We start from the raw sequence: 13381 nt of genomic DNA, 5'->3' as shown, positions 1-13381 counted from the left end.
CGGATGTTCACGCAATCGGCTATGGGCAGGGTTTGTATCAGTTTTCCAGTTGTCGCAGACGTTTGTACAGGGTGTTGCGGCTGACCCCCAGCCGTCGCGCCAGGTGTGAAATATTTCCCCCCACGGCCTGCAATTGGCGGTTCAAGTCTTCGGCATCGTTGAGGTCTACCCTCAGCGGCTCCGGTGTTTCCACCGGCTCCATTTCCAGATCGACAAAAAAGTCGTCGGGCAGGTGCTCCGGCCGGATCGGCTGTTCCTCGGCCATCGCCAGGGCTACTTGCAGTACGCTGCTGACTTGTCGCAGGTTGCCCGGCCAAGGATGGCGTTCGAACAAGTCCAGTACTTCACGGCTCAGGCCGGCCCATTGGGTCGGTTCGCGGTGGTGTTCCCAGAGGCGTTTGAACAGCGCCTGCTTGTCGCTGCGTTCGCGCAGGGGCGGCAGTTCCAGGGTCAGGCCGCCGATGCGGTAGTACAAGTCTTCGCGAAACCGCCCTAGCTGCACCTGTTCGCGCAGCGAGCGGTTGGTGGCGGAGATGATACGGATGTCTACCGGGAACAACTCGGCGCTGCCCACCGGTTGCACGCAACGCTCCTGCAAGACCCGCAACAGTCGGGCCTGGGTCGGCAGGGGCATGTCGCCGATTTCGTCGAGGAACAGCGTGCCGCGGTCGGCCTTGCGGATCAGGCCGATGCTGCCTTTCTGGTTGGCGCCGGTGAACGCGCCTTTTTCATAACCGAACAGCTCCGACTCCACCAGCTCGGCGGGGATCGCCGCGCAGTTCACGGCAATGAACGGCTGCTTGCAGCGCGAGCTGGCCTGGTGCAGGGCTTTGACGAACACTTCCTTGCCGACGCCGGTCTCGCCATGGATCAGCAGCGGAATGTCCTTCTCCAGCAAGCGCTCGGCCTGGCGCACGGCTTTTTCCACACGGTTGTCACCGAAGTGCAGGGTATTGAGGCTGATGGCGTTGCTGGCGGGGGCTTGCGCAGGCGTCGCCTCGGTGAAGACCCGTGCCCTGATCGACACCTGGCTCGGGCGCCTGAGCAAGCACTGGAATCGATTGCTGCCAGACGCTTGCAGGGCGAACGGCAGGCCGTCAGGTTGGTTCAGCAGTTCCAGCAACGAAACCTTGAACAGGCTTTCAATGCTCACCCGTGACAGGCTCAGGCCCAGCAGGTTGTCGGCCCGGCGGTTGGCGGAAAGCACCTGGCCGCTCTCATCGAAGATCAGCAGCCCGGCCCATTGGCTGTCGAGGTTGTTCAAGCCGGTGTTGAAGGTCAGCTGGAAGTGTTCACCGCGAAACAAGTTGAGGATCAGCCGGTTCTCCACGGTCTGGCTCATCATCTTGACCATGCCCAGGGTGTGGGACGGCGGCAGGTAGCTGTCGCTGGAGACGTCCAGCACGGCGATGACCTTGCGCTCGGCATCGAAGATCGGCGCGGCGGAGCCGGTCATGAAGCGGTTGGCCTTGAGGAAGTGTTCATCGTGCTCGATGTGCACTGCCTGTTCGCAGGCCAGCGCGGTGCCGATGGCGTTGGTGCCGGTACAGCGCTCCATCCAGCTCGCCCCGGCGCTGAAGCCATGGGCCAGTTTCGGCTCGATGAAGCGCTGGGTGCCCCAAGAGGTCAACACCTGGCCCTGGTTGTCGGCCAGCATGATCAGGCAGTTGGAGTTGCTCAGGATGTTCTCGTAATACGGCAAGACCTCCTGATGGGTGGTCTGCACCAGCGAATGCTGGCTCTCCAGCAATTGGGCGATGCCTTGGGCGGGCAACTGATCGAAGGCCGGCACACTCTGGTGATTCAGGCCAAAGGCGCGGCAACGGGACCAGGAGGCCTGGATGATGGCCTCGTGGGACAAGGCAGGGGCAGGTGCGGCCATGGGGCACTCTCGCAGGTGCTGTTTTTATTGTTGTGGCAAGTCTCGCACAGACTCCTTGTGCTAGGGCAAGCCTGAATAGCACGTAATACACAAACCTTGTGGGAGCGGGCTTGCTCGCGATAGCGGTGGATCAGCAGCGTCGATGTGACTGACACATCGCTATCGCGAGCAAGCTCGCTCCCACAAAGGGCATGGCCAGGCTAACCGAAAACGTTCATTCAGTGTTGTTCAAAATTGTTCATTGTCAACCCGTGAATTGTTCAGTTGTTCAGTCCTGGTTGTTCACTTGCGTTCATCTGCGAACGTGTTGTTCTCAGGTTTTTTTAAAAAAATAAGCCAGGTCAATGGGTTGTGATTTCTGGCACGGCTTTCGCTTTGCAACTCGGGTCGCTTGACTCCAAATAATAAAAAGGCCGAGCCATGTCATTAAAGCTTGAGCACATCTGTCGCACCGTCGAAGGCCAGACCTGGATCGACGATGCCAATCTGAGTTTCGAACCCGGATCCTTCAACGTCCTGTTGGGCCGCACGCTGTCCGGCAAGACCAGCCTCATGCGCCTGATGGCCGGTCTGGACAAGCCCGACAGCGGCCGCATCCTGATGAACGGCGTCGACGTCACCAACCGCCCGGTGCGGCTGCGCAACGTGTCGATGGTTTACCAGCAGTTCATCAACTACCCGACCATGACCGTTTTCGAAAACATCGCCTCGCCGTTGCGCCAGGCCGGTGTGTCCGATGAAGTCATCCAGAGCAAGGTGCTGGAAACCGCCAGGATGCTGCGGATCGAGAAATTCCTCAAACGTCATCCATTGGAGTTGTCCGGCGGCCAGCAGCAGCGCACAGCCATGGCCCGGGCGCTGGTCAAGGACGCTGAATTGATCCTGTTCGACGAGCCCCTGGTGAACCTGGACTACAAGCTGCGTGAAGAGCTGCGCCAGGAAATGCGCGAGCTGTTCCAGGCCCGCCACACCATCGCCGTCTACGCCACCACCGAGCCTAACGAAGCGCTGGCCCTGGGCGGCACCACCACGATCCTGCATGAGGGCCGGGTGATTCAGAGTGGCAAGTCGTCTTCTGTCTATCACCAGCCACAAACCGTGCTGGCCGCCGAGCTGTTTTCCGAACCGCCGATCAACCTCATGCCGGGTCGTATCGCCGGCAATGAAGTCAGCTTCGCCAATTTCGTGCACTTCCCGCTGAACGTCGACCTGCGCCCGGTGGGCGAGGGCGAGTTCCGTTTCGGCGTGCGCCCCAGCCATATTTCCTTGGTGCCGAGCAACGACGACGACCTCGAACTGGCGGTGACCGTCGAAGTGGCCGAGATCAGCGGCTCGGAGACGTTCCTGCACGTGCGCAACGAACATTTCCTGCTGGTGCTGCACTTGCCAGGGGTGCATGAGTACGACGTGGACGCGCCGATTCGCATCTACATTCCGACCCACAAACTGTTTGTTTTCGACGCCCAGGGCAAGCTGGTCCAAGCCCCAGGGCAGCGTATCGCGAGGGTTGCCTGATGGCTGAAATTCGTTTGCAGAACCTCGCCCACAGCTACACCAGCACCCCGGCGGGCCCCGAGGATTACGCGATCCGCGAGATGAACCACATCTGGGAGCAGGGCGGCGCCTATGCGCTGCTCGGACCCTCGGGCTGCGGCAAGTCCACCTTGCTCAACATCATCTCCGGCTTGCTCAGCCCTTCCGAAGGGCAGGTGATGTTCGACAGCAAAGTCGTCAACGACTTGACCCCCGAACACCGCAACATCGCCCAAGTGTTCCAGTTCCCGGTGGTGTACGACACCATGACGGTGTTCGACAACCTGGCATTCCCGCTGCGCAACCAGGGCATGGCCGAAGCGCGAATCCACACCAAGGTGCAGGAAATCGCCGAGGTCCTGGACCTGCAGAGCCTGCTGGACAAAAAGGCCCGCAACCTCACCGCCGATGAGAAGCAGAAAGTCTCCATGGGCCGCGGGTTGGTGCGCGACGATGTGTCGGCGATCCTGTTCGACGAACCGCTGACGGTGATCGACCCGCACCTGAAATGGAAACTGCGACGCAAGCTCAAGCAGATCCATGAGCAGTTCAACATCACCATGGTCTACGTCACCCACGACCAGTTGGAAGCCTCGACGTTCGCCGACAAGATCGCGGTCATGTACGGCGGCCAGATCGTTCAGTTCGGCACGCCCCGGGATTTGTTCGAGCGCCCGAGCCACACCTTTGTCGGCTACTTCATCGGCAGCCCGGGGATGAACCTGATCGAGGTCACCGCACAGCCCGGCGGTGTCGGTTTCGCTTCGACCCACTTGCCGCTGTCGGAAACCTTGCAACGTCGTGTCGCCGAAGCCGAAGGCAAAAGCCTGAAGGTCGGTATCCGTCCCGAGTTCGTGCATGTCTGGGATGGCCCTTACGACGACGCGATGCAGGCTGACGTGGTGCACGTCGAAGACCTGGGCACCTACAAGATCCTGACCCTCAACCTCGATGGCGCACCGCTGAAGGTCCGCCTGGCCGAAGACAAGCCCGTGCCCGAAGGCACGGCGTACATCAGTTTTCCGGCCCAATGGCTGATGGTCTATGCCGATGAATACCTGCTGGAACCGCTGAGCGAGGTGCAGCCATGAACAAGGTGCAAAACAACAAGGCCTGGTGGCTGGTATTGCCGGTGTTCCTGCTGGTGGCCTTCAGCGCCGTGATTCCGATGATGACCGTGGTCAACTATTCGGTGCAGGACATCTTCGACCAATCCAGCCGCTACTTCGTCGGCGCCGACTGGTACAAGCAGGTGCTGCTCGATCCGCGGCTGCACGACTCGCTGCTGCGCCAGTTCATTTACTCGGCGTGCGTGCTGCTGATTGAAATTCCCCTCGGCATCGCCATCGCCCTGACCATGCCGACCAAGGGTAAATGGTCGTCCCTGGTGCTGATCATCCTGGCGATTCCGCTGCTGATCCCGTGGAACGTGGTGGGCACCATCTGGCAGATTTTCGGCCGCGCCGACATCGGTTTGCTGGGCTCGACCCTCAACGGCCTGGGCATCAACTACAACTACGCGGCCAACACCATGGACGCCTGGGTCACCGTGCTGGTGATGGATGTCTGGCACTGGACTTCGTTGGTGGCGCTGCTGTGCTATTCGGGGCTGCGAGCGATTCCCGACGTGTACTATCAAGCCGCGCGGATCGACCGGGCGTCGAACTGGGCCGTGTTCCGTCACATCCAGCTGCCGAAGATGAAGAGCGTGCTGCTGATCGCCGTGATGCTGCGTTTCATGGACAGCTTCATGATCTACACCGAGCCGTTCGTACTCACCGGCGGCGGGCCGGGCAACGCCACCACGTTCCTCAGCCAGACCTTGACGCAAATGGCCATCGGCCAATTCGACCTGGGCCCGGCGGCGGCGTTTTCCCTGGTGTATTTCCTGATCATTCTGTTGGTGTCCTGGCTGTTCTACACCGCCATGACGCACTCCGACGCCAACCGTTGAGGCCCGCACAATGAGCAAGAAAAAGCTGATACCGCTGTTGATCTACATCCTGTTCCTGCTGGTGCCCATCTACTGGCTGCTGAACATGTCGTTCAAGAGCAACACCGAGATCCTCGGCAGCCTGACCCTGTGGCCGCAGGATTTCACTTTCCACAACTACAAAGTGATCTTCACCGATCCGAGCTGGTACACCGGTTATCTCAACTCGCTGTACTACGTGAGCCTGAACACGGTGATTTCCCTGGGCGTCGCGTTGCCGGCCGCCTATGCGTTTTCCCGCTATCGGTTCCTGGGGGACAAGCACCTGTTTTTCTGGCTGCTGACCAACCGCATGGCCCCACCGGCGGTGTTCCTGTTGCCGTTCTTCCAGCTGTATTCGTCCATCGGGCTGTTCGACACCCATATCGCCGTGGCCCTGGCCCATTGCCTGTTCAACGTGCCGTTGGCGGTGTGGATCCTCGAAGGCTTCATGTCCGGGGTGCCGAAAGAAATTGACGAGACCGCCTACATTGACGGCTACAGTTTCCCCAAGTTCTTCGTCAAGATCTTCATTCCGTTGATCGGCTCCGGCATCGGTGTCACGGCATTTTTCTGCTTCATGTTTTCCTGGGTCGAACTGTTGCTGGCGCGCACGCTCACCTCGGTGAATGCCAAGCCGATCGCGGCGGTCATGACCCGTACGGTATCTGCATCCGGTATCGACTGGGGGGTGCTGGCGGCGGCGGGGGTATTGACTATCCTGCCGGGCATGCTGGTGATCTGGTTCGTTCGTAACCACGTGGCCAAGGGCTTTGCCCTGGGCCGGGTCTGAGGAGTCGATGATGGAATGGATGAACTGGACCGGCCCGACGGCGGCTTTTTTTGGAGTCATCGCCCTGCTACTGGCAGGCATGACCACGTGGGAACTGCGTTCGCCGAGCATCCCTCGGCGTGGTTTCCTGCCGATTGCCACCACCCGTGGCGATCGGTTGTTTATCGGTCTTCTCGGTAGCGCCTACCTGCACCTGCTGGTGATCGGCGCCACCGACTGGAGCATCTGGATAGCGTTCGCGTTGTCTTGGGTGTGGCTGTTGGCAGTGATGCGGTGGGGCTAATCGCGACAATTCGACGATCAGGCTCTTAAACCCAAACAGGAGGTCTCTATGTTCGATAAAAACAATAAGCTGCGACATAGCGTTTCATTGGCAGCCATGCTGGCGCTCAGCGGGCTGAGCGCTACGGCCTGGGCCGACGCCTATGAAGACGCCGCTAAAAAATGGATCGGCAGTGAATTCAAGCCGTCGACCCTGACAGCCGAGCAGCAGCTCGAAGAACTCAAATGGTTCATCAAGGCCGCCCAGCCGTTTCGCGGGATGAAAATCAATGTGGTGTCGGAAACCATCGCCACCCACGAATATGAATCCAAGGTGTTGGCCAAGGCCTTCAGCGAAATCACCGGGATCCAGCTGACCCACGACCTGCTCCAGGAAGGCGACGTGGTGGAGAAGCTGCAGACCCAGATGCAATCGGACAAGAATATCTATGACGGCTGGGTCAACGACTCGGACTTGATCGGTACGCACTTCCGCTACGGCAAGACCGAATCGATCACTGACCTGATGGCCAATGAAGGCAAGGACTTCACCTCGCCGACCCTGGACCTCAAGGACTTCATCGGTATTTCCTTCACCACCGCGCCGGACGGCAAGGTCTATCAACTGCCCGACCAGCAGTTCGCCAACCTGTACTGGTTCCGTGCCGACTGGTTCGAACGTGCGGACCTGAAGGCCAAGTTCAAGGAGAAATACGGCTACGAGTTGGGCGTGCCGGTGAACTGGTCGGCTTATGAAGACATCGCCAAGTTCTTCTCCGAAGACGTCAAGGAGATCGATGGCAAGCGCGTCTACGGGCACATGGACTACGGCAAGAAAGACCCGTCCCTGGGCTGGCGCTTCACCGATGCCTGGTTCTCCATGGCCGGTGGCGGCGACAAGGGCCTGCCCAATGGTTTGCCAGTGGACGAGTGGGGTATTCGCGTCGAAGACTGCCATCCGGTCGGTTCCAGTGTGACCCGTGGCGGCGACACCAACGGTCCTGCGGCCGTGTTCGCCACCACCAAATATGTGGAATGGATGAAGAAATACGCGCCGCCGGAAGCAGCGGGCATGACCTTCTCCGAGTCCGGCCCGGTGCCGTCCCAAGGCAACATCGCCCAGCAGATTTTCTGGTACACAGCTTTTACTGCCGACATGACCAAGCCGGGCCTGCCGGTGATGAACGCCGATGGCACGCCTAAATGGCGCATGGCGCCTTCGCCACGCGGCCCGTATTGGGAAGAGGGCATGAAGCTGGGGTATCAGGACGTGGGTTCCTGGACGTTCATGAAGTCTACGCCAGAGAAGCAGAAACTCGCGGCCTGGCTCTATGCGCAGTTCGTGACGTCCAAGACCGTGTCGCTGAAGAAGACCATCGTTGGCCTGACGCCGATTCGTGAGTCGGACATCAACTCCCAGGCGCTGACCGACCTGGCACCGAAACTCGGTGGCCTGGTGGAGTTCTACCGCAGCCCGGCCCGCGTGCAATGGACCCCGACCGGGACCAACGTGCCGGACTACCCACGCCTGGCGCAATTGTGGTGGAGCCACATCGCCGAAGCTGCCAGCGGCGAGAAAACGCCGCAGCAGGCCCTCGACGGGTTGGCCAAGGATCAGGATGCGATCATGACCCGCCTGGAACGCTCCAAGGCCCAAGCCACCTGCGCGCCTAAGATGAACCCTGAGCGCGACGCGCAATACTGGTTCGACCAACCGGGCGCACCGAAGCCGAAACTGGCGAACGAGAAGCCTAAAGGCGAAACCGTGAGCTACACCGAGCTGCTGAAATCATGGGAGGCGGCACGCAAGTAAAGCCCCGGATGTGAAAACGAACGGCACCGAAAGGTGCCGTTTTTTTTGGCTCAGGGCTTACCGCAACAGACAGACCCGCCGCTATCGCGAGCAAGCTCGCTCCCACAGGGTTTGGTGGTGACCCTGGATATTGCGTACACCCAAAATCCATTGTGGGAGCTGCTCCCACAGGATTGGCGGTGTCCATGAATGCTGCATACACCACAGTTCCCCTGTGGGAGCGAGCTTGCTCGCGATGAGGCCGGCAAGCCATCACATAAACCAGCAGGCAAAAAAAACCGGCGCAACCGAGGTTGTGCCGGTGGTGGTGCCAGTGGCTGCACGGATATTCGTGGGTCCGTGCAACCACCGTTGAGCCCGTGTCGGTTATGCCCGTTCCAGCGCCAAGGCCACGCCTTGGCCGCCGCCGATGCACAGGGTCGCGAGACCTTTCTTGGCGTCGCGCTTGATCATTTCATGCAGCAGCGACACCAGGACCCGGCAACCCGACGCGCCGATAGGGTGGCCCAGGGCGATGGCGCCGCCATTGACATTGACCTTGTCCATGTCCCATTTCAGTTCCCGGGCCACGGCCAGCGACTGGGCGGCGAAGGCTTCGTTGGCTTCGATCAGGTCCAACTGCTCCAGCGACCAGCCGGCCTTGTCCAGGCAGCGACGGGTGGCCGAGACCGGGCCAATGCCCATGATGGCCGGGTCGACGCCGGCATTGGCGTAGGCACTGATTTTCGCCAGCACCGGCAGGCCCAGGGCCTTGGCTTTTTCCGCGCTCATCAGGATCACGGCGGCGGCGCCATCGTTGAGCGAGGACGCATTGCCCGCGGTGACGCTGCCGTCCTTCTTGAAGGCAGGCTTGAGCTTGCCCAGGGATTCGGCGGTGGTACCGGCGCGCGGTTGTTCGTCCGTGGCGAACGCCACGGGATCGCCTTTGCGCTGGGGAATCAGGATCGGCGTGATCTCATCGGCAAACCGACCCCCCTCGATGGCGGCGACGGCCTTCTGCTGGGAAGCGGCGGCGAAGGCGTCCTGCTCCTCGCGGCTGATGCCGTACTTGTCCACCAGGTTCTCGGCGGTGATGCCCATGTGGTAATCGTTGAAGGCATCCCACAAGCCGTCGGTGATCATGCTGTCGATCATCTTCGCGTGGCCCATGCGCAGGCCGGTGCGGGCGGCCGGCAGTACATACGGGGCCAGGCTCATGTTTTCCATGCCGCCGGCGATGATGACCTCGGCATCGCCACAGCGGATCGCCTGGGCCCCCAGGTGCAAGGCCTTGAGGCCCGAACCGCAGACCTTGTTCAGGGTCAGCGCCGGCACCGCATGGGGCAGGCCGGCGAGGATCGACGCCTGGCGTGCCGGGTTTTGCCCGGAACCTGCGGTCAGTACCTGGCCGAGAATCACTTCATCGACCTGTTCGCCGGACAAACCGGTCTGCTCCAGCAGGCGACGAATCACCGCAGCACCGAGTTCCGGCGCGGGAATGGCAGCCAGCGAACCCTGGAAGCTGCCGATGGCGGTACGGGTAGCGGCGACAATCACGACTTCTTGCATCGAATCTCTCCTCACTGGGCAGCGAACTGCATTTCAGGCACGTGGTCCGGCACGATCAATTTGCCGGCAGTCTTGGCGACGATTTCCTCGACGCTGACGCCTGGGGCACGTTCTTTCAGGATGAAGGCGCCGTCCTGGATTTCCAGGTAGGCCAGGTCGGTCAGCACACGCTTGATGCAACCGGCACCGGTCAGTGGCAGGCTGCAACGGGGCAGCAGTTTTGACTCACCGTCCTTGGACGCATGGGTCATGGTGACGATGATGTTCTCGGCGCCGGCCACCAGGTCCATCGCACCGCCCATGCCCTTGACCAGCTTGCCGGGGATCATCCACGAGGCAATGTTGCCTTCGACATCCACCTCGAATGCGCCGAGTACGGTCAGGTCGATGTGGCCGCCACGGATCATGGCAAACGATTCGGCCGAAGAGAAGATCGACGCGCCGATGCGCGCGGTGACCGTCTGCTTGCCGGCGTTGATCATGTCGGCATCGACTTCGGCCTCGGTGGGGAACGCGCCCATGCCGAGCAGGCCGTTTTCCGACTGCAGCATGACTTCCATGCCTTCGGGAATGTAGTTGGCGACCAGGGTCGGAATGCCGATGCCCAGGTTCACGTAGTAGCCGTCCTGCATTTCGCGGGCGACGCGTTGAGCCATTTGTTCGCGGGAAAGTGCCATGTACTTATTCCTTCATTCGGGCCGGGGGCAGGGGATCACTTACGCACGGTGCGCTGTTCGATGCGTTTTTCGAACGTGCCGCAAATGACCCGGTCGACGTAGATGCCAGGGGTGTGGATCTGCGTCGGGTCCAGCTCGCCGGGTTCGACGATTTCCTCGACTTCCACCACCGTGATCTTGCCCGCCGTGGCGGCCAGCGGGTTGAAGTTCTGGGCGGTGTGACGATAGATCACGTTGCCGAAATGGTCGGCCTTCCAGCCTTTGACGATGGCGAAGTCGCCGGTGATGGATTCTTCCATTAGGTACTGGCGGCCATGGAACTCACGCACTTCCTTGCCTTCGGCCACGGGCGTGCCGACGCCTGTAGCGGTGAAGAACGCCGGGATGCCGGCGCCGCCGGCGCGCATTTTTTCGGCGAGGGTGCCTTGGGGGGTGAGCACGACTTCGATTTCGCCGCTCAGCAGTTGCTGCTCGAACAGGGCGTTCTCGCCCACGTAGGAGGCGATCACCTTGCGGATCTGCCGGTCTTCCAACAGCACGCCGAGGCCGAAACCGTCGACGCCGCAGTTGTTGGACACCACCGTGAGGTCGCGGATGCCCTTGCGCTTGATCTCGGCGATCAGGTTTTCCGGAATACCGCAGAGGCCGAAGCCGCCGGCGATGACGGTCATGCCGTCCTTCAAGCCTTCCAGCGCTTGTTCATAAGAGCTCACGCGTTTGTCGAAACCTGCCATAGACACCTCTTTTATTCTTGATGGGGTCGCAATGAGATGCAGTGTTGCGCCAAGTCATATATTTGTTAAGTTGATTTTTAGGTTGGATTAATTGATAAAACTCAACAATTGCCTTCCTCTGTTAGGAACTCCGTAGGAGCCGTCGAGTGCAACGAGGCTGCGATCTTCAAAAAAACACCCGAATCCCAAGCAAAAGATCAAAAGATCGCAGCCTTCGGCAGCTCCTACCCAACCGGATACGAACATCCCATGACCCTCAAGCAAATCCGTGCCTTCCTCGCGGTGGCCCAGAGCCTTAGCTTCGCCGTGGCCTGCGAGCGGCTGCACCTGTCCCAATCGGCCTTGAGCCTGACCATCAAGGCCCTGGAAGAAGGCCTTGGCGGTCGTTTGTTCAGTCGCAACACCCGTAACGTGGCGTTGACCCCCGAAGGTGAGTCCTTACTGCCACTGGCCCGTCGGCTGGTGGCCGACTGGGACAACGCCGAGGACGAAATGCGCCAGCGCTTCACCTTGCAGCGCGGTCGCGTGACGCTGGCGGCGATGCCTTCGTTTGCCGGCAACCTGTTGCCGCCGATCCTCAAGACCTTCCGCGCCCGCTATCCGAATGTCAACGTCACGGTCAACGATGTGATCAACGAACAAGTGCTGGAAATGGTCCGTGATCGTCATGTCGAGCTGGGCGTGGCGTTCGAGCCGATGCAGGGGTCGTCTCTGGCATTCACGCCCTTGTACCTCGATCGTTTCGTCGCGGTGGTACCGTTGGATTCAGCCTTTGCCCAGCGTGACGAAATCCACTGGGAAACCCTGCTGGAGCAGCCGTTCATCACGCTGCAACGACCCTCCACCGTACGGGTGATGCTGGAAGAGCATCTGCGAGCCCGGGGCATGAAACTGCCTGTGGAGTTCGAGAGCCACCAGTTGGCGACCGTCGGACGGATGGTTGCCAGTGGGCTGGGGGTGAGTGCCGTGCCGGCGCTGTGCGTCGGGCAGATGCATGAGCTGGGTGCCCGCTGCATTACCTTGAGCGATCCGGTGATCGAGCGAGCCATTGGGGTGCTGACCAAGCCGGGGCATGAATTGTCGGCGGCGGCGCAGGCATTGTTCGATACGCTCAGGGGGCAGGACTTGGGCATGTTGACCGCAGGCCAACACTGACCCTGTGGGAGCGATGACCCTGTGGGAGCGAGCTTGCTCGCGATGGCGGTGTATCAGCCAATATCACTGCTGGCTGATCCGACGCCATCGCGAGCAAGCTCGCTCCCACAGGAGGTGGTGTGGTTAGAGCGGGTGTTGTGTCAGCAATGGCAGTAATTGCTCACACGGCTCTTCAAGCTTGAGGTCCAGCAGCTCATCGGCCCGGGTCTTGCCTTGGTTGATCGCCAGCAGCGGCTTGCCCTGGTCCTTGATGGCCCGGCACAGGCGAAACGCCGAATACGCCATCAGCGACGACCCCACCACCAGCAGGCCGTCCGCTTGCTCGACGGCTTGCATGGCGCGGGTCGCGGTGAGGGGGGCGACGTTTTCGCCGAAGAACACCACGTCGGGTTTCAACCGCTCGCCACCGCAATGGGGGCAAGGGGGCACTTGGAAGCGCGCCTCGAACGCGGGGTCGAGCAGGGTGTCGCCATCGGGTGCCTGCACCGCATCGACACCCGCCAGGTAAGGGTTTGCGGTTTCCATCAACCGTTGAATCTGCTGTCGCTCGCTGCGCAGGCCGCAATCCAGGCACAGCACCCGATGCAGGCTGCCGTGCAGTTCGATGACGTCCTGGCTGCCGGCCTGGTCATGCAGGGTGTCGACATTCTGGGTAATCAGGCCGGTGATGCGTTGCTGCGCCTGTAACTCGGCCAAGGCTTCGTGAGCCACGTTCGGCCTGGCCTGCCTGACCCGGGGCCAGCCCAGCATCGCCCTTGCCCAATAGCGCCGTCGTGCCTCGGGCTGGGCGAGGAATTCCTGGTACATCATCGGTTGTCGACCCCGGCGGACCCCGTCGCTGTCACGGTAGTCGGGAATGCCGGAGGGCGTGCTGATGCCGGCGCCGGTGAGCACCAGGAAACGGCGCCCGGCCATGTGCTCCAGCAACTGATCGAGCGGTTCGAGGTGAAGGTCGTCGGGCATTAGGTCTCTCCGTTGGCCTGAAGCCGTTGAGGTTAGCACTCCAATCGGGC

General features: G+C 61.0%; 12 protein-coding genes. 7 read left to right on the top strand and 5 right to left on the bottom strand.

The annotated features are described in order from the left end of the window. Positions 1–37: 37 nt before the first annotated feature. A complete protein-coding gene (locus AB7M32_RS23125; RefSeq protein ID WP_072406976.1) occupies positions 38–1882 on the bottom strand; it encodes a sigma-54-dependent Fis family transcriptional regulator in 1845 nt (614 codons plus the stop codon). A 420-nt stretch (positions 1883–2302) separates the two neighbouring features. Here AB7M32_RS23125 and AB7M32_RS23120 point away from each other — a divergent pair, with 420 nt between their 5' ends. The 6 genes from AB7M32_RS23120 to AB7M32_RS23095 are packed head-to-tail and all read left to right on the top strand — an operon-like array spanning position 2303 to position 8254. Then, positions 2303–3397, top strand: coding sequence for an ABC transporter ATP-binding protein (locus tag AB7M32_RS23120; protein WP_072406974.1), 1095 nt, complete (start codon positions 2303–2305; stop codon positions 3395–3397). After that, a complete protein-coding gene (locus AB7M32_RS23115) occupies positions 3397–4506 on the top strand; it encodes an ABC transporter ATP-binding protein (RefSeq protein ID WP_072406971.1) in 1110 nt (369 codons plus the stop codon). Before AB7M32_RS23120 ends, AB7M32_RS23115 begins: the two co-directional genes overlap by 1 nt. Beyond that, entirely contained in the window at positions 4503–5369 is an 867-nt protein-coding gene (locus tag AB7M32_RS23110) for a carbohydrate ABC transporter permease (protein ID WP_030142069.1), read from the top strand. Before AB7M32_RS23115 ends, AB7M32_RS23110 begins: the two co-directional genes overlap by 4 nt. A gap of 10 nt (positions 5370–5379) precedes the next feature. Beyond that, positions 5380–6180, top strand: a complete 801-nt coding sequence (locus tag AB7M32_RS23105; protein WP_060741473.1) for a carbohydrate ABC transporter permease — start codon at positions 5380–5382, stop codon at positions 6178–6180. 10 nt (positions 6181–6190) lie between these two features. Beyond that, the gene (locus tag AB7M32_RS23100) at positions 6191–6463 is read left to right on the top strand and encodes a DUF2160 domain-containing protein (RefSeq protein WP_053123382.1); all 273 of its coding nucleotides are present in this window, start codon (positions 6191–6193) and stop codon (positions 6461–6463) included. Positions 6464–6511: 48 nt separating this feature from the next. After that, complete coding sequence (locus tag AB7M32_RS23095; protein WP_072406969.1) at positions 6512–8254, top strand: ABC transporter substrate-binding protein; 1743 nt, start codon at positions 6512–6514, stop codon at positions 8252–8254. Positions 8255–8620: 366 nt separating this feature from the next. Here the strand turns inward: AB7M32_RS23095 and AB7M32_RS23090 are convergent, their stop codons facing one another. From AB7M32_RS23090 to AB7M32_RS23080, 3 genes are read right to left on the bottom strand one after another with little or no spacing between them, the layout of a single operon-like run. Then, complete coding sequence (locus AB7M32_RS23090; RefSeq protein WP_060741475.1) at positions 8621–9802, bottom strand: acetyl-CoA C-acetyltransferase; 1182 nt, start codon at positions 9800–9802, stop codon at positions 8621–8623. Between the two features lie 11 nt (positions 9803–9813). Then, on the bottom strand, positions 9814–10479 hold the full coding sequence (locus tag AB7M32_RS23085; protein ID WP_003180355.1) for a CoA transferase subunit B: 666 nt from the start codon (positions 10477–10479) through the stop codon (positions 9814–9816). A gap of 35 nt (positions 10480–10514) precedes the next feature. Next, positions 10515–11213 (bottom strand): CoA transferase subunit A, encoded by a 699-nt coding sequence (locus tag AB7M32_RS23080; protein WP_060741476.1) that lies wholly within the window; start codon positions 11211–11213, stop codon positions 10515–10517. Positions 11214–11462: 249 nt separating this feature from the next. Between AB7M32_RS23080 and AB7M32_RS23075 the strand changes: the two genes are divergently transcribed. Continuing rightward, on the top strand, positions 11463–12368 hold the full coding sequence (locus tag AB7M32_RS23075; RefSeq protein WP_454251493.1) for a LysR substrate-binding domain-containing protein: 906 nt from the start codon (positions 11463–11465) through the stop codon (positions 12366–12368). A gap of 123 nt (positions 12369–12491) precedes the next feature. On the opposite strand, the gene AB7M32_RS23070 is transcribed toward AB7M32_RS23075, so the two are convergent. Then, entirely contained in the window at positions 12492–13331 is an 840-nt protein-coding gene (locus AB7M32_RS23070; RefSeq protein WP_454251492.1) for an NAD-dependent protein deacetylase, read from the bottom strand. Between the last annotated feature and the right edge of the window lie 50 nt (positions 13332–13381).

It is taken from the genome of Pseudomonas sp. R151218B TE3479, from assembly GCF_053629195.1.
The sequence above is the reverse complement of the archived record's forward strand: the minus strand, read 5'-3'. Positions and strand labels throughout refer to the sequence as shown.

What these genes read in the sequence shown, in the direction of transcription:
- AB7M32_RS23070 (WP_454251492.1), bottom strand. Translation starts at nt 13,331, where the DNA reads ATGCCCGACGACCTTCACCTCGAACCGCTCGATCAGTTGCTGGAGCAC.
- AB7M32_RS23105 (WP_060741473.1), top strand. Translation starts at nt 5,380, where the DNA reads ATGAGCAAGAAAAAGCTGATACCGCTGTTGATCTACATCCTGTTCCTG.
- AB7M32_RS23125 (WP_072406976.1), bottom strand. Translation starts at nt 1,882, where the DNA reads ATGGCCGCACCTGCCCCTGCCTTGTCCCACGAGGCCATCATCCAGGCC.
- AB7M32_RS23085 (WP_003180355.1), bottom strand. Translation starts at nt 10,479, where the DNA reads ATGGCACTTTCCCGCGAACAAATGGCTCAACGCGTCGCCCGCGAAATG.
- AB7M32_RS23100 (WP_053123382.1), top strand. Translation starts at nt 6,191, where the DNA reads ATGGAATGGATGAACTGGACCGGCCCGACGGCGGCTTTTTTTGGAGTC.
- AB7M32_RS23115 (WP_072406971.1), top strand. Translation starts at nt 3,397, where the DNA reads ATGGCTGAAATTCGTTTGCAGAACCTCGCCCACAGCTACACCAGCACC.
- AB7M32_RS23090 (WP_060741475.1), bottom strand. Translation starts at nt 9,802, where the DNA reads ATGCAAGAAGTCGTGATTGTCGCCGCTACCCGTACCGCCATCGGCAGC.
- AB7M32_RS23080 (WP_060741476.1), bottom strand. Translation starts at nt 11,213, where the DNA reads ATGGCAGGTTTCGACAAACGCGTGAGCTCTTATGAACAAGCGCTGGAA.
- AB7M32_RS23095 (WP_072406969.1), top strand. Translation starts at nt 6,512, where the DNA reads ATGTTCGATAAAAACAATAAGCTGCGACATAGCGTTTCATTGGCAGCC.
- AB7M32_RS23075 (WP_454251493.1), top strand. Translation starts at nt 11,463, where the DNA reads ATGACCCTCAAGCAAATCCGTGCCTTCCTCGCGGTGGCCCAGAGCCTT.
- AB7M32_RS23120 (WP_072406974.1), top strand. Translation starts at nt 2,303, where the DNA reads ATGTCATTAAAGCTTGAGCACATCTGTCGCACCGTCGAAGGCCAGACC.
- AB7M32_RS23110 (WP_030142069.1), top strand. Translation starts at nt 4,503, where the DNA reads ATGAACAAGGTGCAAAACAACAAGGCCTGGTGGCTGGTATTGCCGGTG.